The organism is [Clostridium] scindens (assembly GCF_019597925.1).
Classification (GTDB): Bacteria; Bacillota; Clostridia; order Lachnospirales; family Lachnospiraceae; genus Clostridium_AP.
On sequence record NZ_CP080442.1, the window covers coordinates 2888617 to 2911527 of the forward strand.

At 48.7% G+C, this 22911-nt stretch carries 24 protein-coding genes; 2 read left to right on the plus strand and 22 right to left on the minus strand.

The window, feature by feature from the left end; all coding sequences use genetic code 11:
* Window positions 1–6: 6 nt before the first annotated feature.
* On the minus strand, window positions 7–1080 hold the full coding sequence (locus K0036_RS13805) for an iron-containing alcohol dehydrogenase family protein (protein ID WP_025642807.1): 1074 nt from the start codon (window positions 1078–1080) through the stop codon (window positions 7–9).
* 39 nt (window positions 1081–1119) lie between these two features.
* Window positions 1120–2295, minus strand: a complete 1176-nt coding sequence (locus K0036_RS13810; RefSeq protein WP_220429990.1) for a pyridoxal phosphate-dependent aminotransferase — start codon at window positions 2293–2295, stop codon at window positions 1120–1122.
* A gap of 101 nt (window positions 2296–2396) precedes the next feature.
* On the opposite strand from K0036_RS13810, the gene K0036_RS13815 reads away from it, so the two are divergent.
* Complete coding sequence (locus K0036_RS13815) at window positions 2397–3236, plus strand: MerR family transcriptional regulator (protein WP_025642806.1); 840 nt, start codon at window positions 2397–2399, stop codon at window positions 3234–3236.
* A gap of 89 nt (window positions 3237–3325) precedes the next feature.
* On the opposite strand, the gene K0036_RS13820 is transcribed toward K0036_RS13815, so the two are convergent.
* The 20 genes from K0036_RS13820 to K0036_RS13915 form a co-directional block, all read right to left on the minus strand.
* On the minus strand, window positions 3326–3919 hold the full coding sequence (locus K0036_RS13820) for a TetR/AcrR family transcriptional regulator (protein ID WP_025642804.1): 594 nt from the start codon (window positions 3917–3919) through the stop codon (window positions 3326–3328).
* 49 nt (window positions 3920–3968) lie between these two features.
* Window positions 3969–4895: a cysteine synthase A gene (cysK, locus tag K0036_RS13825; RefSeq protein WP_025642802.1), complete on the minus strand. Its 927-nt coding sequence runs from the start codon at window positions 4893–4895 to the stop codon at window positions 3969–3971.
* A gap of 68 nt (window positions 4896–4963) precedes the next feature.
* Complete coding sequence (locus tag K0036_RS13830; RefSeq protein WP_220429991.1) at window positions 4964–5842, minus strand: phosphatidylserine decarboxylase; 879 nt, start codon at window positions 5840–5842, stop codon at window positions 4964–4966.
* 31 nt (window positions 5843–5873) lie between these two features.
* Complete coding sequence (locus K0036_RS13835) at window positions 5874–6548, minus strand: CDP-alcohol phosphatidyltransferase family protein (RefSeq protein ID WP_025642798.1); 675 nt, start codon at window positions 6546–6548, stop codon at window positions 5874–5876.
* A gap of 31 nt (window positions 6549–6579) precedes the next feature.
* A complete protein-coding gene (locus K0036_RS13840; RefSeq protein WP_173693921.1) occupies window positions 6580–7611 on the minus strand; it encodes a lysylphosphatidylglycerol synthase transmembrane domain-containing protein in 1032 nt (343 codons plus the stop codon).
* On the minus strand, window positions 7608–8324 hold the full coding sequence (locus tag K0036_RS13845; RefSeq protein ID WP_025642796.1) for a phosphatase PAP2 family protein: 717 nt from the start codon (window positions 8322–8324) through the stop codon (window positions 7608–7610). Before K0036_RS13845 ends, K0036_RS13840 begins: the two co-directional genes overlap by 4 nt.
* Window positions 8325–8489: 165 nt before the next feature.
* A complete protein-coding gene (locus K0036_RS13850; protein WP_025642795.1) occupies window positions 8490–9005 on the minus strand; it encodes a transcription repressor NadR in 516 nt (171 codons plus the stop codon).
* A 34-nt stretch (window positions 9006–9039) separates the two neighbouring features.
* Window positions 9040–9891 carry a carboxylating nicotinate-nucleotide diphosphorylase gene (gene nadC, locus K0036_RS13855; RefSeq protein ID WP_220429992.1) on the minus strand — a complete coding sequence of 284 codons (852 nt, stop codon included), beginning with the start codon at window positions 9889–9891 and terminating at the stop codon, window positions 9040–9042.
* A gap of 28 nt (window positions 9892–9919) precedes the next feature.
* Window positions 9920–11110 carry an L-aspartate oxidase gene (locus K0036_RS13860; RefSeq protein WP_220429993.1) on the minus strand — a complete coding sequence of 397 codons (1191 nt, stop codon included), beginning with the start codon at window positions 11108–11110 and terminating at the stop codon, window positions 9920–9922.
* Window positions 11111–11155: 45 nt separating this feature from the next.
* The gene (gene nadA, locus K0036_RS13865; RefSeq protein WP_220429994.1) at window positions 11156–12061 is read right to left on the minus strand and encodes a quinolinate synthase NadA; all 906 of its coding nucleotides are present in this window, start codon (window positions 12059–12061) and stop codon (window positions 11156–11158) included.
* Window positions 12062–12132: 71 nt separating this feature from the next.
* On the minus strand, window positions 12133–12882 hold the full coding sequence (locus K0036_RS13870; protein WP_025642787.1) for an ABC transporter ATP-binding protein: 750 nt from the start codon (window positions 12880–12882) through the stop codon (window positions 12133–12135).
* 12 nt (window positions 12883–12894) lie between these two features.
* A complete protein-coding gene (locus tag K0036_RS13875; protein ID WP_220429995.1) occupies window positions 12895–14433 on the minus strand; it encodes a glycine betaine ABC transporter substrate-binding protein in 1539 nt (512 codons plus the stop codon).
* On the minus strand, window positions 14427–15047 hold the full coding sequence (locus tag K0036_RS13880) for a 4Fe-4S binding protein (protein ID WP_220429996.1): 621 nt from the start codon (window positions 15045–15047) through the stop codon (window positions 14427–14429). The genes K0036_RS13875 and K0036_RS13880 overlap by 7 nt, the downstream gene beginning before the upstream one ends.
* A gap of 186 nt (window positions 15048–15233) precedes the next feature.
* Window positions 15234–16232 (minus strand): carbon-nitrogen hydrolase family protein, encoded by a 999-nt coding sequence (locus K0036_RS13885; protein ID WP_220429997.1) that lies wholly within the window; start codon window positions 16230–16232, stop codon window positions 15234–15236.
* Between the two features lie 32 nt (window positions 16233–16264).
* Entirely contained in the window at window positions 16265–17743 is a 1479-nt protein-coding gene (locus K0036_RS13890) for an L-lactate permease (protein ID WP_220429998.1), read from the minus strand.
* Between the two features lie 34 nt (window positions 17744–17777).
* Window positions 17778–18698, minus strand: a complete 921-nt coding sequence (locus K0036_RS13895) for a malate dehydrogenase (protein WP_220429999.1) — start codon at window positions 18696–18698, stop codon at window positions 17778–17780.
* A gap of 45 nt (window positions 18699–18743) precedes the next feature.
* Complete coding sequence (locus tag K0036_RS13900; protein WP_025642776.1) at window positions 18744–19649, minus strand: thiamine pyrophosphate-dependent enzyme; 906 nt, start codon at window positions 19647–19649, stop codon at window positions 18744–18746.
* Between the two features lie 19 nt (window positions 19650–19668).
* Entirely contained in the window at window positions 19669–20847 is a 1179-nt protein-coding gene (locus K0036_RS13905) for a transketolase C-terminal domain-containing protein (protein WP_220430000.1), read from the minus strand.
* A complete protein-coding gene (locus tag K0036_RS13910; RefSeq protein ID WP_025642772.1) occupies window positions 20847–21116 on the minus strand; it encodes a 4Fe-4S binding protein in 270 nt (89 codons plus the stop codon). The genes K0036_RS13905 and K0036_RS13910 overlap by 1 nt, the downstream gene beginning before the upstream one ends.
* Window positions 21117–21128: 12 nt before the next feature.
* The gene (locus K0036_RS13915; RefSeq protein ID WP_220430001.1) at window positions 21129–21668 is read right to left on the minus strand and encodes a 2-oxoacid:acceptor oxidoreductase family protein; all 540 of its coding nucleotides are present in this window, start codon (window positions 21666–21668) and stop codon (window positions 21129–21131) included.
* A gap of 319 nt (window positions 21669–21987) precedes the next feature.
* Here K0036_RS13915 and K0036_RS13920 point away from each other — a divergent pair, with 319 nt between their 5' ends.
* Window positions 21988–22776 carry an IclR family transcriptional regulator gene (locus K0036_RS13920; protein ID WP_025642768.1) on the plus strand — a complete coding sequence of 263 codons (789 nt, stop codon included), beginning with the start codon at window positions 21988–21990 and terminating at the stop codon, window positions 22774–22776.
* Window positions 22777–22911: the final 135 nt, after the last annotated feature.

Sequence of the window (22911 nt, forward strand, 5' to 3'; positions counted from 1 at the left end):
TACTCCTTATATTCGCTCGACTTTCTGCATCGCTTCAAACACCATGTCTTCCGTTATCTCATAGGGAATGTGCTCCATATCCGGCCCCGCGACCGTCTCTTTGAGCACTGCCTCCAGATGCTCCCGCTTTACTTCTACGCCCATGTCCTTTAACGTAGATGGAATCCCAAGCCTTTCCATAAACCGCTTCAGTTCTATCATCTTTGCCTCGTCTCCATCGATCGCCAGCTGTACCAGGACGCCATAGGCAACCACGTCTCCATGAAGATACCTCTCTTCAAATCCCTCAAGCAGCACCAGTCCATAGTATACGGAATGGGCAACCGCACAGTTATAATCGTCGATCACCAGCAATGACACCAGCCCTGTGCTTACAATGTTCGCCAGTATGACCTGTTCCAGCGCATGCGTCGCAAGATTCTTTCTGCAGTCTGCCAATGCCTGCTCGCCATGTTCAAGAATCGGCCCATAGCAGAGATTGCTGATCTCCCGCCCCAACGCCGAACTGTGCGAGAGTTTATCTCCCCTGGCCGCAAAATGACATTCAAAATGCTTCCCTATCGTGTCCCCCATCCCGGCTCTTAAATAGGCAGCCGGTGATTCTGCGATGATCTGCGTATCAATAAAGCAATGTATGGCTGGACGCTCATAGAAGTAAAAACTGTCAAAATTGCCATCCTCCCTGTACACCACGGACAGTGCTGTCGTAGCAGCGCAGGTGGCTGCGGTAGTAGGAAACGTAAATACAGGAAGGCCGGCTTTTTCGGCTGCTCCTTTGGCTGTATCAAGCGCCTTTCCTCCGCCCATTCCAAAGATCATGTCTACGTCTAATTCCCTGGCATAATCCGCCCATTTTTCTATCCACGCATAGGTGCAGTCGTTTCCGTACTCAACCGTCTCTGCGATTGTCAAGACGGATTCCCTGATTGCGTCTTCAAGTTTTTCTTTCCCCGCCCCAAGGGCCTTGCTCCCTCCAATCAGCAGAATACGCGTTCCATAGATCTGGCATAGGTCAGCCACATTCTCATACGCATCCGCGCCAATGGTATAATTCGCAAAACATACTGTATATGAATTCATTCTCCGTCACCTCTTCTTTCCCGTCTTCCTCTGAAAGTTCTAAAACAGTTCCTGCAATTTCGCGAGCCTTTCCATCGCTTCATCGATGGTTTCCTTCTCTCTTGCAAAATGCAGGCGGATCAGATGATTGACTTCTTCCTTGAAGAAACTGGAGCCCGGTACGGCTGCCACGCCAATATTCTGAATCATCCACTCGCAGAATTCCAGATCTGTCCAACCCTGGAACTTCGGAAGGTCAAGAAATTTCTGAATATCTATAAGAACAAAATAAGTTCCCTGCGGGACATTGTGCTCTAGCCCGATTCTATCCAGGCCTGCCAGGAAATAATCCCTCTTTTCCGTATAGATCTTAAGAAGCTGCTGATAATAAGACTCTGGAAAATTAAGCCCGGCCACCGCCGCCTCCTGAAGCGGCGCAGCCGCTCCCACTGTCAGGAAGTCATGGACCTTTTTGGCCGCCTCGATCACTTCTTCCGGGCCGATCAGATATCCCAGCCTCCATCCGGTTATGGAATATGTCTTCGACAGGGAGTTGCAGGTAATCGTGTGCTCATACATTCCCGGCAGCGCTGCCATGCACACATGCTTGTTGGGCGCATAAACCATATGTTCATAGACCTCGTCAGTCACTACGAAGGCATCATATTTTACGGCAAGGCTCCCAATCGCCATCAGTTCTTCTTCTGAGAACACCTTTCCGCAAGGATTGGACGGATTGCAGACAATAATTGCCTTCGCCCCCTGCAGGAATCCTTCTTCCACCAGCCGGATATCAAACTCATAGGTCGGCGGAACCAGTGGTATGTAGATAGGCTCGGCGCCTGAAAGTATTGCATCCGCTCCATAATTCTCATAGAATGGCGAAAAGACCATCACTTTGTCCCCCGGGTTGCAGATGGTCATCATGGCGCACATCATGGCTTCCGTGCCTCCACAGGTCACCACGATCTCCTTATCCGGATCAATCTTGCGCCCAATGGCCTTCTCCTGCTTCCGTGCCAGTGCCTCCCGGAAATTGTCTGCTCCATAGGTAACCGAATACTGATGTGGCCCGGCATAGGCTGCCTTTGCCAGCGCATCCATAATCTCCTTGGGCGGGTCAAAGTCCGGGAATCCCTGGGACAGGTTGATCGCCCCGTATTCATCACTGATCCTTGTCATTCTCCGAATTACAGAATCTGTAAAGTTTTCTACTCTTTTACTTAACTGTGGCATATCTATTACATCCTTTCCTAAACGGTTTGATTGACTTATTGACACAACGATTTTATAATAAGGTATACCGTAACGTTATAGTCAAGGAGATTTGTATATTTATGCAGAAATTTAATAATCCCTGTATAAAAACAGGGGATTTTGCCAGATTATGCAATACAAACAAAAGGACATTATTCCATTACGATGACATTGGCCTTCTCAAGCCAGCCTATACCGATGAAAAGGGCTACCGCTATTATAGTGAAAGTCAATGCGACGTATTCTTTACCATTACCTGCCTGCGGGAAATCGGAATGCCGCTTAAGGATATTAAAATGTATATTGATCACAGGAATCCCGACAAGCTGAAGGTACTGCTTGAGGAGCAGCATCAAAGGGTCTGCGCGGAATTAGAACATCTAAAAAGGATCGACCAGGTGATAAAGACCAAGATCTCATTGGTGGACTTAAGCCGGACCCCCAAAGTACAGACGCCTGCCAGCCCGGTATCCATTGAAGAGATGCCGGAAGAATATCTGGTGACCAGTCCCGGAATAGATGCTTCTGAACACGACATTGTATTCCAGGCGCTTTGCAGCCACATCCGCTATTGCAGCCATAACCAGCTGAATGCAGGCCACCCATATGGAGCCATGCAGCGAACCCAGGATCTGGCCCGGGACAAGTGGGATCAGTATGCATTCTTTTTCACGAAGGTCCCCTCCCCCGTCAAGGACCATCCCTGTCATGTCAAGCAGGCAGGCCGCTATGTCACCGCTTATCTGAAGGGCGATTACTATGATGCGGCGCATACGTATCAGGAGATGCTCGCATTTATGCGGGAAAACGCTCTTTCCTCCGGCGAATTTGCCTACAAAGAGGCAGTATTGGATGAAATCGCCGTCCAGGATGCGGGAGAATATATTACAAGAATCTCGATCCGCATAGACGAATCATAATGGAAAAGCCTGCAAAAGAAACGAAAGTGCCGGTTTCTGGCGCCTTCCATCCTTTTTGCAGGCTTATATTATCTTCTGATATCTTATTCCTAGTCTCTTGGCCTCATGAATTCAATGTACAGATCAAAGTTCCTGCTCCCAAAATACCCCAGGGAAAAGGAACCGTTCTGCACGCACCAATCCATAATGATGCCTCTTTCCAAAAGCAGTACATGATGTGCAAGTTCTTCTACCGAAATATCCTCCCGGATCTCATGCTTTTTCTGACCCTCGGCAATAATCTTCCTTACCAGCCTGTTATAAAACCGGTCAGGATTCAGGAAGCAGTCCTGCTTCTTCTTGGCCAGCTGGGACTGATATAATGCCGCCAGAAGTTCCGCAGATACATTCCCCTCAATGAAGTATGAAACATATTGGCTCAATTGCTCAAGCTGCACGATACTGTCCAGACTTCTGTCCATCGTCTCATAGAATTTCTCATATTCCCGGTCAAAAATGGCATACAGGGAATTCAGAAGTTCTTCCTTCGCCTTAAAATAATAATAAAATCCCCCTTTTGACGTATTGGCCTTCTTTACAATATCATTGACGGTGGTGTTTTCATATCCCTGTTTGTAAAATAGTTCCCAGGCTGCATCTATAATCTGCTTTCTTAAATCTTCTCTCTCTTCATGCTTTGCCATATACCCTCTTCCTACCTTCTCTGTTCTGTTGTCTGACAGCGCCCTTTGGCTAGTCAAACAACGGCGTTGAGAAATACCTCTCGGCAGTGTCTGCTAATATGGTCACAACCGTCTTTCCGGGCCCCAGCTTTTTCGCGAGGCGAAGGGCTGCTGCCACATTGGTTCCGCTGGAGATGCCGCACATAAGGCCTTCCTTTGCCGCCAGCTCCTTTGCCGTCTTCACTGCCTCCTCATCTGTGACAATCACGATATCATCATAGATCTTCTGGTTCAGTATGGCTGGTATAACTCCATCGCCGATTCCCATCTGCAGATGGGATCCCACCTCTTTGCCGGACAATATCGCGGCATTCTCAGGCTCGATGGCCCAGATCTCCATATCCGGATTTGCTGCCTTAAGGGCTTCGCCGATACCGGTGATGGTTCCGCCTGTTCCAATGCCGGAGCAGAAGCCATGGATCGGCTTTCCTGCCTGCTCCAGGATTTCCTTTGCCGTCTGTTCCCTGTGTGCTGCGCTGTTCGCTTCATTTTCAAACTGCTGTGGCACATATACGTTTGGATCTTCCTTTGCCATAGAAAGCGCCGTCTCCATGCACTTTGCAATGCAGTCGCCTATATTCCCCGCATCATGGATCAGGATGACCTGCGCGCCGTAATTCTTCACCAGCTTTCTTCTCTCCTCGCTGACAGAATCCGGCATAATGATCACCGTCTTATATCCCTTTACCGCGCCGATAAGAGCCAGGCCGATCCCCTGGTTTCCACTGGTCGGCTCTACGATAATCGTGTCCTTATGAATAAGCCCTTTCTTCTCGGCTGCTTCAATCATATTCATAGCTGTGCGCGTCTTGATGGATCCGCCTACATTCACCGCTTCGAACTTTACCAGAACTTCTGCCTCATCCGGCCCCGTCATCCTGTTCAGGCGGATGAGGGGAGTATTTCCCACTGCTTCTAATACATCATTGTATATCATTGTTCATGACCTTCCTTATGTTATTCTTATAATTAGACTATAGAACAAATTGGAAAATGTTTCAAGTATTATACAGATTCCCCAATTCGTTCCCCCATCTTTACGATCGTCTCATATCCCCTGGCCGTATTCAAAACCAGCTGCTCATTTGGATGCACCGCGTTTTCCTGAAACAGCAGTATCACCGTGGAGCCCCCGAATTCGAACCGTCCTTTCTCCTGGCCCCGCTTTACTTCACAGGCCTGATGATAGTTGGTGATGCGCCCTACCATCAGGGCGCCTACTTCCATCATAAGCACTGTCTTGAAATGCCGGCTTTTTAAAAGAGAATACTCCCTGGTATTCTCTTTGTAGATAGGAACCATATCATTGGCCACTGGATTAACAGTATGAAAGACCCCGGGGATACGAATGTTACGGGATTTTCTTCCTTCGTCAATATAGCAGTATCTGTGATAGTCGTCCACCGTAAGCCGGAACACGAAGGCCCATCCGCCATCATACCGTTCTGCAAGCCTCCTGGAACGGAGCAGGCTCTCAATCGTATAGGGCGTATCCTTAATCACAAATGCGCCTTCTCCTGACCTTCCGCTTTTGATAGGATAAACGCTTAACTTCCCGTCACAAGGGCTGGTCAGCGTCTCTTCATCTCCCTGAGGCATACGATACTGCGGCTTTAGCTTTCTGGTAAAGAAATCATTATAGGACGAGAATTCCTGCCTCAGGCAGCAGGAAAGATCAATCCCGTTTTTTCTCACAAATGGCCCGATCAGACATCGGGACCAGGATTGCTCCAGAAGCCAGCCCCCTAATCGGGATATCTCCGGACGTATCATGGCTTTCAGGAGAATTCTTCCCAGCCGGCTGGTATACAGATGCCGAAGCAGTCTGTCCTGGCCGGATTCTTCTATCGTCTCTTTTCCGTCTCTGTCAATATATTTCATCATTTCCTTCACGCTCCATACCTGTAATGCAAGCCTAGTGCACCCATCTTGTGAACCAGGGCCATCCTGCGTGAAAACTGATCCGGTAATTGGTAAAAATCAGCATGATCAGCACGGCAACGCCAACCACTGCTACCAAGACTGCCAAGGTGGCATTATTGGGCTTCTTCAGCTTGAAATCTACTACAAACAGGATGCCTACGATAATCAGCGCCAAAAACAGGCAAAGCCGGAATATGTAATCTGGCACGAAGAACTGTACCATAAATACCAGCGGAAGCACGATCGCCATGGATGTAATCGGCAGCCCGCGGTAGTATTTCTCCCCAGTCTCCGTCACCAGCGCATTCTTGGCTTCCATCACGTTAAAATATGCCAGCCTTACTACGGAATTAACGCAGTACAGGATGATCGCCGCAATTCCAATCGGTCCGCGCACTCCCAGCAGATAGCAGATCAGCGCCGGGAACGCGCCGAAGCAGACTACATCGCACAGCGAGTCGATCTGAATTCCAAAGGCCTTCTCATCCTCGGTCCTGTCTTTCTTAGTACGTGCGATCTTCCCGTCAAACATGTCGCACAGTCCCGAGATCGCAAGGCACAGGATTGCCGTCTTGAACCTGCCGTGAATTGCCTGCGTCATTCCGAATACGGAAGAGGCAAGGCTTATATACGTTAATACTACCGTGTAATTATAATATCCTATCATTCTTCTTCTCTCTTTTCTTCATTCTTTTCTCTTATTCCACAGCCGGATCCCGGCCAATCCTTAAATGGGCGAATAATGTCAGGCCTGCGCAGAGCAGCAGCTGAATATAGTATGCGATTCCTCTGCTGAGTACCATTCCCGGCAGCAGCAGCCCCGCTGTAAATACTCCCTTGAAAATAATCAGGAACAGGTTCTCGCTGATTCCCATCCCTCCCGGAAGCGGGAGCATATCTACCGATACGGATACTACTGCCTGCAGCATTACCACGTCGTACATATGGGCGCCATGGAGGCCGAAAGCCTTATATACGAACCAAGTAACAAAAAACAGGGCAAACCGCTGTAGAAATGTAATCGCCAGTACATTTATAATAACCTTTCCATGCGTTCTAAGATACACCGCCGTTGCATTATACTGATCCATGGATGCGGACAGCCTGCGCGTCCGTTCCGGCTTGTGCTTTAGAATTCTTAATCGCTCCAGCAGTTTCAGGCATTTCATCATGATCCATTTTGCCAGGGCCGGATGAAACGCCAGAACGGACATGGCAATGCAGCATCCTACGTTCAGGGCTACCCCAAGATAGAATACCGGAAGAATCCCCTCCAAGTAACGGTGAACAAATCCTCTCTGAAAGAACGCCACAAAAAGACCGATCACTACCAGTACTGACTTATATGTTATTGTAACAATCATCAGAACCAATGTCGATACTGGAATGGGAATTTTATTCTTTCGCATATAATAGATCTGCATTGGCTGGCCGCCGCTTGCCGATGGCGTGATGGCGCTGAAGAAGAACCCCACGCAGGAGTATAAAAAACAGGTCCATTTCTTCTCATGGATCTTCAGCGTGCGAAACATATACCAGATAATTATGGATTCCCCCCATATGAAGATGATGACTCCCAGGCCTCCTGGCAGGATGTACCAGGGGTTCACCTTAAGGATTGCCCGCATGACCGCTCTAAAATCTTCGCCTTTGAACACGCTGTATAGCGTCAGCGCGAATACCAGCAGAAGGAATGCGGTATTGGCAATCTTTTTCTTTTTGCTTGTCACGCTTCCCCTTCTTTCCTGCTTATTTTTCCCTGCCTGTCAAAGATTCCCCTGTACAGCCAGTCGAATACCCGCTTTGGGCCGCGGTAGGCCTGCGTATGGAATGCCAGCCAGTAAGTCAGTTCGGCTATCGCAATTCCTCCAAACGCATCTATGATATAATGCTGCTTCGTCAGCTGCGTAGAGACGCAGACCAGCAGCGCAAATATACAGGAAAAGCCCCGGTAGGCCTTAGGGATATTCGCCCGTCCCCGGATTCCGATATAGCAGAACCAGCTCACCAGGCAATGGATGGACGGAAATAGTCTTGTCGGCTCATCGATACTGTATATCATTCCAAGAAGCTTCACAAAAATATCGTCTCCCGCCAATACCGGACGCACATTCGTAGTCGGCAGCAGGATGAATATGATGCCGCTGACAATCCGCGATAGCATATCTGCCGTCACGAACCGGAAGCAGTGTTCTTCTCCCTGCCTTGCGATCAATATATAATTTATAATCCAGAATATATAACAGCCCAGATAAATGACAGTAAACCCTGGCACCAGCGGAATTGCCCTATCTATTGGAAGCGTCAGGTCATAGTGCTTCCAGTTTCCTGTCAAGGCTTCTGTTCCGAAATAAACCAGGCTGTTCACCGCCACGCAGGATAGCAGCGGAAAAACCGCGTATAGGGGCAGGAACTGCTGCTTCTTCCTTCTCTTGTCAACCATATCTTCTCTCTCCTTCTTGCCTGCCTACAGGATATTATAGCAGACTTTAAGCAAGAAGCGGCATATCTTTAACAATTCTTCATAATTTTCTTTCTAAAAAAATCCCCTGAAGGCAGCGTAACATGTATTTTGCCTTCAGGGAATTTCTATATACAGTCTGTCATATTATTTGTCACTAGGAACCAAAAAGCCCCGCTGTCTCAAGTCTTCTTCTATCATATCCAGCGTCTCCACGCTATCGGCGCTCACACGGTGGTAATGGTAATTCGAAGTAATATTCTTAAGAGGGCTTGACTTGCCGCTGCGGATATCTTCCATGAACTCTGCCACCTTCCTTCTGGAATTCACGCCAAGCACTGCCTCCATATGGCCATAGACCCGGTGGTTGATCATGACATTCTCCACGCATCCGCCCAGATCGACGATGGCGCACAGTTCTTCCTCCAGCTGCTCATCCGTATGCTGAACCTTGAAATCCCGGCTCACCGACTTTGGGGCATTCAGAATATACCCCCGGTTAGTAGATATAATATCATAGCCGGAAGCCCGGATCAGCGCGATATCCTGTACGATGACCTGGCGGCTCACCTCATATCTTAATGCCAGCTTCGTTCCCGATACCGGAGTCCTGCTTTCCTTTATCTGTTGGATAATATCCGCCCTTCTATCAGAACCCGTCATTCGTTCTGTCACCTCCTGAAATATTTCCGTCTTATTATACTACATGAAGGTTCTTAAGAGAAATATCCAATATTGGAGCAGAATGGGTCAATGCGCCGCTGGAAATATAATCAACCCCCAGGGATGTCAGGCGGCTGATATTCTCTTTCGTCACATTGCCTGAGCATTCCGTCTCGGCGCACCCGTCTATGATGCGGATTGCCTCTTCCATCTCTTCCTGGGACATATTATCCAGCATGATTATGTCCGCGCCGGCTTCCACCGCTTCCTTGACCATATTAAGATTCTCTACTTCCACCTCTATCTTCCTCACAAAAGGCGCATACTCCTTTGCCATCCGTACTGCCTTTCCTACGCCGCCTGCTGCTCCGATATGGTTGTCCTTGAGCAAGACGCCGTCTGACAGGTTGTAGCGGTGGTTATACCCGCCGCCTACGCGGACTGCATATTTTTCGAAGATCCTCATATTAGGAGTCGTCTTCCTGGTATCCAGAAGTTTCGTCCCGCTGCCTTCCAGCAGCGCTGCCACGGAATGGGTATAGGTGGCGATGCCGCTCATCCTCTGCAGATAGTTAAGTGCAACCCGTTCGCCGGACAGCAGGACACGGATGTCCCCCTTCACCTTTCCCATAAGCTGGCCTTTCTTTACTTCATCTCCATCCTTGCAGTAAAGTTCTACCCTGACCTTTGCATCCAGAAGTTCAAACACCCTGCCAAATACCTCCAGGCCTGCAATGATACCATCCTGCTTGCAGATCAGATCTACTTCTCCTTCTGCCGCTTCCTTCATTACGGCATTCGTCGTAACGTCCTCGCTTGAAATGTCTTCTCTTAGCGCCTCCCTGATCAGATGGTCTACCTGCAGGGTCATCGTGATACTGTTCATATGTCTTCCAATCTCCTTTTCTTCCTTCTTACGCCGTCTCTTGCGCCGCTTCTTCCTTCTCCATAGCATGTCCGATCTTTCTGGCTGCCCGCTTGGCAAATACCATGCTCTCTAAGAGAGAATTGCTTGCCAGGCGGTTGGCGCCGTGCACTCCGTTGCAGCTGGTCTCTCCCACCGCATACAGATTCTCCATGCTGGTTTGGCTGTCCAGATCTACCCAGATGCCCCCCATGAAGTAGTGCTGGGCCGGAACTACCGGTATGCATTCTTTTGTCACATCGTAGCCTTCTTCCAGACAGTGCTGGTATATATTCGGGAAATGCTTCAATATCTGCTCTCTGGGAATGTGCTCCATAGACAGCCATACATAATCGGTACCATCCTTTTCCATCTGTCTGTGGATTGCTTCAGTAACCACGTCCCTTGGGAGCAGTTCATTGACGAAGCGTTCTTTATCTTTATTATATAAAACGGCCCCTTCTCCTCTTACAGACTCGGATATCAGGAATCGCCTCCCTGGCTTGGTAGAATACAAGGTAGTGGGGTGGATCTGGACATAGTCCAGATGTTCCATCCGTATTCCATGCTTTCCTGCGATTTCAAGCGCATCCCCTGTCAAATGCGGAAAGTTCGTAGAATGCTTGTATCTTCCGCCAATCCCTCCGCTTGCCAGTATCGTATCCGCCGCATGGATGATCACTCTTCCTTTAGAATTCTCTGCTACAATGCCGCTGCATCGCCCATTCTCTTCTATGATGTCCGTCATCGTCGTATACTCGTAGATTGTAACGTTATTTAACTTTTTCACTTGCGCAAGCAGTTTGCCTGTAATCTCCTTGCCTGTGATATCTTCATGAAACAGTATGCGTGGCCTTGAGTGGGCGCCTTCTCTGGTGTAAGCGAATTCTCCGTCCTCTTTTTCGAATTCCACGCCATATCCCACCAGGTCCTTAATAATTTCCTGGGAACCGCGTATCATAATATCCACCGCTTCTTTGCGGTTCTCATAATGCCCTGCCTTCAGCGTATCCTCAAAATAACTGTCATAGTCATCCAAGCCCCGCATCACGCAGATTCCTCCCTGTGCCAGAAATGAATCGCTGCTTTCAAGGTCCGACTTCGTTATCATCACGATTTTCTTATCCGCCGGCAGGCTTAAAGCGCTAAACAGCCCGCCCACGCCGCTGCCGATGATAACTACATCTGTATTTAACTCCATTTTCCAATCCTCCCTGGATGAACCATCTTCTTCATAACCTGCCATCTATTTCGCCAGCTCCAGCATTCTTTCCAGCGGCTTTTTAGAGTTCTTGCGTAGTTCGTCGTCTACATGGATCTCATTGTCCCCATTCTCCAGAACCTGAAGGATCTTCTCCAGCGTGATTGTCTTCATATCTTCGCAGACTGGCTCCGTCTTCGTAAAATAGAACCTTTTTTCCGGGTTCTGCTTTTCCAGTTCATAGCGTACCCCATTTTCCGTGCAGATGATAAATTCTTTATTTTCACTCTTTCCTGCATATGCGATAATGCCGGAGGTGCTTCCTACATAATCCGATATCTTTCGGATCTCTTCCGGGCATTCAGGGTGTGTCAAGATCAATGCCTCCGGGTGCTGCCTCTTGGCTTCCTTTATCTCCGCGATCTGCATCTTCTCATGTACCGGACAGTATCCTTCATTATAGACGAAATTCTTCTCCGGCACTTGTTCCGCCACATGATGTGCCAGATTCCTGTCAGGGATAAAGAAAATATTCTTATTGGGCAGCGCTTTGACGATCTTCACCGCATTGGCAGAGGTCACGCATACGTCGGAATGCCGCTTCAGTTCCGCCGTTGAATTAATGTAGCACACCACTGCCAGATCCTCGTATGTATCCCGCATTTTGCTTATGATCTGGGCATCTGCCATATGCGCCATGGCACAATCCGCCGAGGCATCCGGCATAAGGACCGTCTTTCCTGGATTCAGGATCTTGGCGCTCTCGCCCATGAACGACACGCCGGCAAATACAATGGTCTGTTCTTTTAGGCCTACGGCCACCTTGCTCAGATAGAAGGAGTCCCCAATGTAGTCAGCAATCTCTTGCACCTCGGGCCTGACATAATAGTGGGCCAGAATGACCGCGTTCTTTTCCTCTTTTAACTTTTTAATCTTTTCCGTGATATCCATAGCATTTTTCTCCTTAACTTGAGTTCTCACTATTATACCACCGTTCTTTACATATGACAAGACAGATAAGTTTACACTCTTATACAAGTTCTGCATTTCCGCTCTACCAACTGCTTTACAAACTCAGTAGCAGGAGACCTCAGAATCTGTTCCGGCACGTCATACTGATGGATCTTTCCCTGATCCATAACCAGCACTTTTGTGCCAAGCTTCAGCGCCTCCGATATATCATGCGTCACAAAGAGTATTGTAATGTGAGTCTGTGCATAGATTCTCTGCAATTCATTCTGAAGCTGGCCCCGGGTAATCTCGTCCACTGCCCCAAAAGGCTCATCCATGAGAAGAATATCGGGGGAAGCAGCCAGGGCCCTTGCAATTCCAACTCTTTGCTGCTGGCCTCCAGATAATTCCGCCGGATACCGCTCCTTAAGTTCTTCTTCCAGGCCAACGATTTCCATCCATTTGCCCAGTGCTTCTCTGGTACGCTTTTTATCCTTCTTATTCAGAAGATTCGGCACATAGGATATATTCTGCTCCACGGTCATATGCGGGAACAGTACGCTTCCTTGTATCGCATATCCGATATTCCTCCGCAGTTCTATCATATCCTTATCCCGGATATTCTCTCCATTGATAAAAATATCCCCGGCATCCGCTTTCACGAGGCCATTGGCCATCTTAAGCACCGTCGTCTTCCCCGAGCCGGAAGAGCCGATAATCGTTACGAATTCGCCCTTCTCCACGGAAAAATCAAAATTCTCCAGAATCACCTGGCTGCCATACGCCTTTTTTATATTTTTAAACTCAATCGCCTTATTCATCTGCATCTCTCCTCACTTCAAAAGGCCTGCATCCTGCAAGAATTTCTCTGCTACTGCTCTTGGCTCTTTTCCTTCAGACTCCACTGCGTAATTCATCTGCGCCATATCCTGGTCTGAGATGGTTCCAGACAGTTTCTTCAGCACATCTTTCAATTCCGGATGCTTTTTAAGTACCTCGCTTCGAACTACATTGCCGCACAGATAGGAAGGATAGAAATGCTGGTCGTCTTCCAGCACGACGGCATCCGACACGCTCAGCTGCCCATCCGTAGTAAATATGACCATGACATCGATCTTCCCCTGGTTCAGCGCTTGATATTTGAGCCCGATATCCATATCCATGGTAGATTTAAACTCCAGCCCGTAGGCCTTGCACAGGGCATCATAGCCGTCTTCCCGCTCGAAGAAATCATATTCGGCCCCAAATACCAGCTGACTGGCTACGTCTTTTAAGTCCGAATAGGTCTTAAGATCATATTGCTCTGCAACTTCCCGCCGGACAGCCAGCCCGTAGGTATTGTTGAATCCATACATGCCATCCCACTGCATATCCAGTTTCTCTTTATATTCTTTCTGCATGTCTTTAAACAGATCCTCGTTATACAGTCCGTCTTTTTTCAGCACCATATTCCATCCGGTCCCTGTATATTCCGGATACAGATCGAACTCTCCTTTTTCCATCCCCGGCTGGATATTGGACGTGCCGCCTCCAACGCCTTGCGTAACCTCTACCTTCATATTCGTGTCCTGCTCAATCATTATATCCAGCATCTCGCCCAGGATGTACTGTTCTGTCATTGGCTTCGTGGCTATCTTAAGCGTGTCTTTCTCCCTGCCGGCAAATACCGACCCGACAATGATTCCCAGGCAGGCCAATAGGGCAATAGCCGCAAGAATATGATTCGTTCTTTTGGCTTTTGCCGTTCTTTTCTTCATCCGCTTCTCAATAAATCCAAGTATGAAATCCATAAGCAGGGCCAGCAGGGCAATCAGAAGACTTCCCACCATCGTCATTTCCACATTGTTGGTGGTAATCCCTCTATAGATGGCCACGCCAAGTCCTCCCGCTCCTATAAAAGAAGCGATGCCGGCGAGCGCGATCGTCATCGTTACCATATTACGGATTCCGGACATGATAACCGGCATGGCAAGAGGCAGCTTGATCTTAAACAGGATCTGCATTCTCGTGCTACCCATCCCCTTTGCGGCCTCCAGTATCGCCGCGTCCACGTTGGTGATTCCCGTATGCGTATTGCGCACCATAGGCAGCAGCGCGTATATGGTAAGCGCGATGACAGCCGTCATATTGCCTACCCCTGAGAACGGTATCAAGAAGCCCAGCATGGATATGGACGGAATCGTGTACAGGAAGTTAATGACCCCCATAGCAGGCTTTGCCGACTGCTGGTATTCGCTGATCAGGATTCCTACCAGTCCACCCAAAACGATCGCGATCAATATAGAAATCATCGAGATTTCAAGATGCTCCCAGAGCAGTTTTAAAAAGAATTCCTTTCGCTCCAAAAACAAGGCGCACATATCTCTTAACATTCTGTTCCTCCCATCTTGATGATAGCCCCAGTCGGGCATTCTTCGTAACACAGGCCGCAGTGGAGGCAGTGCTCCTGGCGAATCTTATAGGGCATCCCTTCCTCAATGCATTTCTGCGGGCAAGCCTGCAGGCATGCCCCGCAGCCTGTGCAGGCTTCTGTTATCCGATATCCCTTCTGTTCCTCCTTTGTGTCTTCCATGGCGAAGGTCTCACGGTAAATCGGCGTTCTCCCCAGGTCAAAGAATTCCACCTGGCCGCTGGCTATGCAGAATGCTTCCAGCACATACCGGCTGTCCTCCGGGTATACGGCTCGCATGGATGGATTCTCCTCAAAAATGCGGTCGATCCATTTCTTCTGATCCTCCAGCCTTCTAGCTCTCCCGTTTAGCCGGACCATCTGGTATTCCTGATTCATTCCTGTAATAGCAGTATATCCAGAAACCATCAATTGATGATAGAATTCCTTGCCCCTTGCCGTGCAAAAATAGAGTTTCTCATCCTCCACCAGCATAACATCGATGATACGCACCTGAGGCATCCCTCTATCATCAACCGTTGCGAATGCCACATCCTTTATATCTCTGAGTATCTGAAGACAATCTTTCAATTCCATAAATCATTCCTCCTTTGGCTTATAAACCCAGTATATCCTGCCCTGCAGGCAAGGGAAAGTACGCACTTTCAGGTGGGATAGTTTCCTTAAAGTAACTATCTCTTAAAGCCCTGTTCATCTTTTAATAGCAAAAGGCACGTAAGCATGACCGCTTACGTGCCTTAACCACATTCTAGCATATCTGTACTATTCTGCCAACCGCTTAAGTTCCTCATAGCAGATCGACTGATCGTCCGCCTTTCCCACTATGGTCACTGGCTGGCGTGGATTCTCATCTATAACCAGCCGCAGGCTTTGATTGGAGTAATGGCCTGCCGGATCTGTCAGGAACTTTCCGCCGATCAGAAGGGTCAGATCAACCTCCGCATAGCAGATGCCTTCCTCATCCCTGGGGACGGAGGACATCACATGGCCTGCCGGATCTACGATCATAGTCATCCCATATCCCGGATGCATGATCTCCCGCTGTTTTTCCGTAGTGCACAGCATATCCCGCATCTGTTCCGTGTAGATCTGGGATGCCACGACTGAATAAACCTGATTGATGATGGAATAGGCCTTTGCGCCCGTCTCCAGCGGATAATTCGAGAACAGGTGCTCTTCCTGCGGGAAGCAGGACGGCCACGCCTGTACATGAATCTGCTCATTCTTCTTCATCATTGCCATCATATTGGCCGGAACCATATGCTCCCAGCACTCCAGACCTCCCAGACGTCCAATCTCCGTGTCGAATACCGGCATCATGCTGGCATCACCCTCGCCCCAGATATAACGTTCTGCTCCGGACGGCTTTAACTTGCGGTGCTTGCCGATCAAGTCCCCGTTAGGATTGAACCATAGCTGGGTCAGATAAAGGGAGGCTCCATCTTTCTCTGTTACGGAAATGCAGACATAGACGCCATTTCTCTTCGCCGCTTCCGATAGGCTTTGAACTGCCGGCCCTGGAACGGTCACGGCGTTCTTATACAGCTTAATAAAGAACGGAATGCCTGCCGCCGGCTCATCAAACCAGATCCACCAAGGATAGCCGGGAATAAATGCTTCCGGAAATGCAACCAGCTTCGCGCCTTCGCTCCCCGCCTTATCAATCAGCGAACAGGCCTTCTCGACCGTCGCATCCCTGTCCAGATACTCTGGTGCAGCCTGAACGGCTGCTACTTTTACTACAGGATAAAAATCTTCCATATTTTCTACCTCCTAAACTATATCGTTTACAGTTACAATCCGAATTCCGGGAAAAGTATGTATGCATAGACCATAGCCAGCACGCAGTAGACAGCCGTCATAATCAGAAATGCCTTGATGGTCCGCTTAAATACCGCCCCTTCTGCATTTTTTAGTTCCAATGTGGCGTTGACCGCAATGATATTATTCGGACATATCATATTGCCAAGAGACCCTCCGGCGCTGCTGGCTGTCACCGCTACAAACTGGTTGATGCCAAGCGTGGATGCCGCCTCCAGGTGCAGCATGCAGAATAGTTTGTTGGAGCCCAGGCAGGAGCCTGTGATAAATGCTCCGATTGCTCCTATTATAACAGATACTGCCGGATAAAAGCCACCTGCCACGTCTGCCAGAAACCTGGCAATTCTGGATATCATTCCTGAACTGTTCATCAGGTTAGCCAATGCATACAGCGCACATAGCGTAATAATCGGCTTGATCAGCTTGAGAATCGCATTTTTCTCACATAAGATGAATTTGCTGCCGCACCCCATCGCGCATGAGCTAATCAGGACTACCAGATGAATTACCGCTCCAATCCATGTGGCATAGCCATATTTTGTCAAGGCTGACAGAGGAAAGCTGAATCTTACCGCCGGCAAGAGGATCAATAATAGTATGTAAGGCAGGAAAGCCTTGAAGTTTGTCAGGCTGGTCTCAAACGTTGCGTCAGACTCATTCACATAGGCTTCATTCTCCTTGACTCCTACCAGTTTTAAATAGGCCACGGATGCGGCCACCCCGACTACGCCGGTAATCAGATCCGCAAGTTCCGCTCCGATAAAATTCGTCACCAGCAGCATGGAAGCTCCCATGCATATGCTTACGGACGCCAGATATCCCCACATGCCTTTCAGGCTTTTTCTTCCATATAGAACCACCAGCAGCACCACCGGAACCAGCAGACAGCCTACTGCCAGGAATCTGCCTGTCATGGCAACGATAGACGCCAGGGATATCTGGTCTGTTATCGCGCTCATGCCTGCAATCGTGGGAACTCCGGCTCCTCCAAAGCAAGGCGGCACCCCATTGCTGATCAGGCAGGCCGCCGCTGCCACAAGCGGCTCAAATCCCAGCCCCAGGAGAAATGGCGCCAGTATGGCTGCTGGTGCCCCGTTTCCTGTGGCACCTTCAATAAAGACCCCCAGGCAGAAAGCTATCAGGACGATCTGCACGCGCCTGTCCTTGGTCAAAGAACTGACTGTCGTCTTGATCCGGTTCATGCCTGTGCTGACCTGCATCAGTTCCAGCAGCGCGAATGCTCCCCATACCAGGAATGCAACCTGCAAGGCTGATATGACCCCGCTTTTCGCGGTGGCGGCCATCGCCGGGATCTTGCCTGAAAAAGCAGTAACCGCAAGAATGAATGTGATTCCGGCGCCTATCAGCGCTACAATCCAGGCCGGCTTCTTAAGAAAAATAATGCCGATCAGTACAATTAAAATGGGAATCACTGCTAAAACAAGGGACATTATGTCCACCCCCTCTTTATTCTCCGGTCAATACTTAATAACCGGCCTGGGCTATCATCTCGCTTATCTTATCCGCAACCTTATTTAATTCTTCCTTTCTCTCCGGCGTAAGAGCCGGAATGATCACTTCCTTAACTCCTCCTTTACCCAGTTTCACCGGAAGCCCCATGGCACAGCTGTCATATCCCATCTGGTCGCACAGAGGCGTAGAGCATGGAATGATGAGATCGCCGTCCTTGGCAATGGACTCGATCATCATGGACATTGTCACGCCTGACGTATAGCCGGTCGTCGTACCTGTCTCAAGATCCGTCCAATGCCCGAACCAGTCCGCACACTCCTTTTCTGCCTGTGCCTGCTGCTCCTCGGTAAGTTTCAGGGGAACTTCTCCATATGTCATGGACTCATAGAGCCGGATCGCGCCTCCTCCATGCTCTCCGATACAGGCGGCCCCGATATTCGAATATTCTTTCCCGGTCGCCATCGCTACCGCCCACTTCAGCCGGATGGTATCATTGCCTGCCAGTCCCAGGAACTGTTTCTTATCCCAGCCCAGAAGCTTCTGGTAGATATATACGAACACGTCAACCGGATTGGCTGAAATAATGACTACCGTAGTGGGCTTGCAATATTTCTTCAACTGCTCGCATATGGGCCTGATAATCTCCACATTCATCTGCAGTTCCTGCGCTCTGTCCTTAATATCCTTGGAAAATGGCTTGGCCGCCGCGCTGAGAATAATGTCGCAATCCGAGAAAGCCGAATAATCCCTTGCCAGCGATACCTTCGTTCTTCCCACCGGAAGGAACGCCTGACTCATGTCCATAACGTTGGCTGCTGCAAAGTTCTCCTTTACATCCATCAATTTGATTTCATCCACACAATCTCTAAGTCCTACGCAAAAGGCTGTGGTTGCTCCCAGACGCCCTGCTCCTCCGATTACTCCAAGTTTCATATTGCATTCTCCTTTCCGGCACCCTGCTGCCTTTAAGCCTGTTGCCTATACCGCGGCCAGACGCTTAAGTAATTCATATCTTTCATCGACAGCCTTCTGTATGCTGCCTACATCTTCTCTGGAAAGATTCTTGAATTTGCCGATCCCTTTCACGAACTCTTCTACTGATATCGGCATTTTATTTGCCACGTTGATCTTATATGTTCCATCTTCCATCTCCCAAAGCGGAAATACATTGGCTTTCACCGCATTTCTGGCAACCTCGATGGCCTTGTCGGCCGGATATGCCCAGCCCGTAGGACATGGCGAGAATACATGGAGATAGGCAAATCCTTTTTTGCTGGCTTCCAAGCCTTTCTCCACCTTCATCACCAGATCAGCCATGTGGGATACGGAAGCCGTCGCACAGTAGGTCAGGCCATGCATGGAAAGGATGAGCGGCAGGTACTTCTGCTGCTGCTGTTTTCCATTGATAACCGTTCCGATCGGCGTGGTGGAAGTCCTGGACCCCTTCGTAGTAGTCGAACTTCTCTGATATCCGGTATTCATGTATCCCTCATTATCATAGCATACATACAGCATCTTCTCATTCCTTTCCGCTGATGCTGACAGGCTCTGGAATCCACAGTCCGCCGTAGCGCCATCTCCTGCCACTGCTACGATGTTAACGTCCGCCCTTCCCTTTCTTTCATAGATCTGGCTTAGCCCGGTGAGAAAAGACGCGGTATTGTCAAGTAGCGGAATATGCACCGGAATCTTTAATCCGTTGGCATAATTCCATCCTACCACTCCGGCTCCCGCCATGCAGCCCGGCGGAATCCCTACGATCGTATTCTCCCCCGCGATTTTTAATACCGTCCTTAAGACCAGTTCTCCTCCACATCCCTGACAGGCAGACATGCCCGGAGTCACCTGATCTTCTGCTTTATTTAAAACATCAATATAACTCATGTACCTTCCTCCTTGTATACTAGTCTGCCATATACCACTGGGTCTCTTTTTCTCCAGGATCATCTTTGGACGCCTCCAGGCTGCGGATCGTTCCAAGCAGCATATCAATGGAGATATCTGCTCCGCCCAGTCCGCCGATCACGCTAAAGTGGCAATAATCGTCCTTGGCATCCGCCAGTGCCGCTTTGGTTTCCATATGCATAGGTCCCTGGCTCCAACCAAAGCATACGCTTCTGTCAATCACGGCAAAGGCTTTCTTTCCTTTAAGCGCTTCTTTGATCCGCTTAGCCGGGAATGGCCTTGTAAAGCGCAGTTTGATAAGTCCGGCGCGAATTCCTTCCTCTCTTGCCTGATCTACCGCGTCCATCCCGGTGCCGGTCATTCCTCCAATCGTGATAATGACGACCTCCGCATCCTCCATCCTGTACTCGGAGATAGTTCCTCCATAATACCTGCCAAATGCATCTCCAAACTTCTGGTCAACCTCATCGATGATATCCAAGGCGTTCGCCATCGCATCTAGATGGGTCTTCCTATACTTCATCAGAATCGGCCCCGGCGTCAGCGGATCCAGTGCGAACGGATTGTTAGGATCCAGAACTGCATGGTCAAAAGACGGTGCAGGCAGAAAACGATTCACTTCTTCCTGAGTTGGAAGATTCACTCCCTCTGTCAGATGGGAACTATAGAATCCATCGTAGCAAATATTCACAGGCAATAACACCTCCGGATGTTCTGCAATCATATATCCCTGGATAATCATATCTGCAATTTCCTGGTTATTGTCGCAGAACATCTGAATCCACCCTGCATCTCTGACGCTCATTGCATCCTGCTGCCCGCTCCACACCGTCTCAGGGGACGTCATCTCCCTGGTAGCCAGTGCCATCACCATAGGAAGACGCAGGGTAGACATTCTGAAATAAGGCTCGTACATCAGAGCCAGCCCTTGGGCGGAAGTTGCGGTAAATACCCTTCCTCCTCCTGCCGCGGCTCCCTGGACAACGCTCATTGCCGAATGTTCGGATTCAACCTGTACAAGGCTGGCATCTATCTCCCCATTGTGCACAAGTTCCGCCAAATGCTCCACCACGGATGACTGCGGGGTGATTGGGTAAGCGGCAATGAGATCCAGCCGGCATAAAGCCGCAGCCTCTGCCGCAGAATAATTTCCAGTAAGCACTTTCACATTTCCCATTATCTAACTCCTCCTTCCGGTACCATCTCTATGGCATCCTTGATGCACTCATTTGCGCAGATGCCGCAGCCTTTGCAGTAGTCGTAATGAATCTCATACTTCCCTTCTTCATCCTTATGAATAGAATTCACCGGGCAATAGGAAAGGCAGATGCCGCACCTGATACATTTTTCCTGGTCAAGGACCGGACGCAATACCCGCCAGCTGGCGGTATCAAGAATATACATCCCATCGTTGCCAATCGGTGTAATATGTAAATGTTCTGTCATTCTGTTCCCTCCTTACGCTTCCACGCTCTTTACCTGATCATATGCCATCTGTGCCGCTTCCTTGTTGGCTGCCCCGAAGGAAGCCTCTATCTCCTGGAACAATATTTCCTTGTCCACAAGCCCTGTAACTTTGGCAAATGCTCCAAGCATAGCAGTATTGGGTATATTTCTTCCAAGTATCTTTTCCGAAATGCCCGTTGCATCCACCACAGCCACGCTTCCTGCCTGAGAAGGAATCTTCAGTTCCTCCAGCGGCTTTACCGTATTCATGATTATCGTTCCTCCCTCTTTCAAGCCTTCATAGGTGGCTGGAAGAACAACGAGGGAGTCATCCAGTATCATCAGAATATCCGGCTCATAGACCTGCATCTTCCTTCTAATTGGCTGTTGCGATATTCTTAGATATCCAAATACCGGCGAACCCTTTCTTTCTACTCCGAAGAACGGGATAAACTGGCCTTGCTTCTTCTCCTGTACGACTGCCTTCACCACAATCTGCGAAGCTTTGACTACTCCCTGGCCTCCCCGGCCGTGCAAACGGATTTCTTTCATATGACATTCTCTCCTTTTCCTGCATTTTACTTGCTTTTCACCTGATGTCCCACTTAAATGATCTTTCATTAGGCCGCCGCCATGTTTCTTCGCTTTTGTTTCTCTTTACAAAACATTGTTACCTATATCGAACTTTTTGTATTTTTATAGTACATCCAGTTTATAGTATTGTCAATTGAATTATATATGGCAAATTGCAAGAATTTTCAGTCACATTTTTAGCAATTACTAATAAACGCCGTTTTATTATACGAAACGACATTGACGTAATTTTTCTTTCCTGCTAAACTGTACCTATAATATTAAAGGGGGATTCCATATGAAAGAAGAAAACACCAGCGATTCCATTGCGAAAAATAATGACAAGTATATTCTTCACTCTGTAGAAAATGCGCTTTCCATCATGGATTTATTCTTCGCATACGAGGAACTAAGCCCGTCGGACGTGACTCGTTATCTGGGAATCAATCGAAGCACGGCTTTTCGTTTTCTCGTTACTTTAGAGAGATGCGGCTACATCTCCAAGGGCGAGAATGCAAAATACCGGCTCAGCGCCAAAGTATCCACCCTGGGACAGATCGCTCACAACCGCATGGAACTGATCAGCCTGATCCACCCTCACCTTTGCAGAATCTCGGAAGATACTGGAGAATCCTCTCATCTGGTCATTATGGATAATCCCACCCATGTTACCTTCATAGACAAATCCGTTGGGACTCTTTGGCTTAAAATGGACATTATGCTTGGCTATACTCAGTATGCGCACATTACGGCAACGGGAAAAGCCATACTTGCCTATGAATCAGATCAATTCATCAACCAGTATATCCGCTCTGCCAATTTCGACCGGCAGACGCCTAATTCTATCCGAAATGCCAAGGAACTGCTGAATATTCTCAGCCAGATAAAAGAACAAGGCTACTCCTGCGATAATGAGGAGGCTGAAGTGGGACTCACCTGCTATGCGGTTCCTATTCTAACTTTCTCCGGCCGCCCGGTAGCAGCAATCAGTTCCTCCGGCCCGACCACCAGAATGGCTGCCAATAAAGAAAAACATCTGCAGGCGCTTCATCTTGCCGCAGAACAGATTCAGAAAGGACTGCAGTAATGTAGCCCTTTTATTTTTTGCTTTTCTATTGACTGTCTTCTTTTTCTGTGCTATATTTTCCATAACAATTCACATATCAAAACGCCGTTTTCTATATTGAACTTTTTGGTATCATTTTAAATATAGGATAAGGAG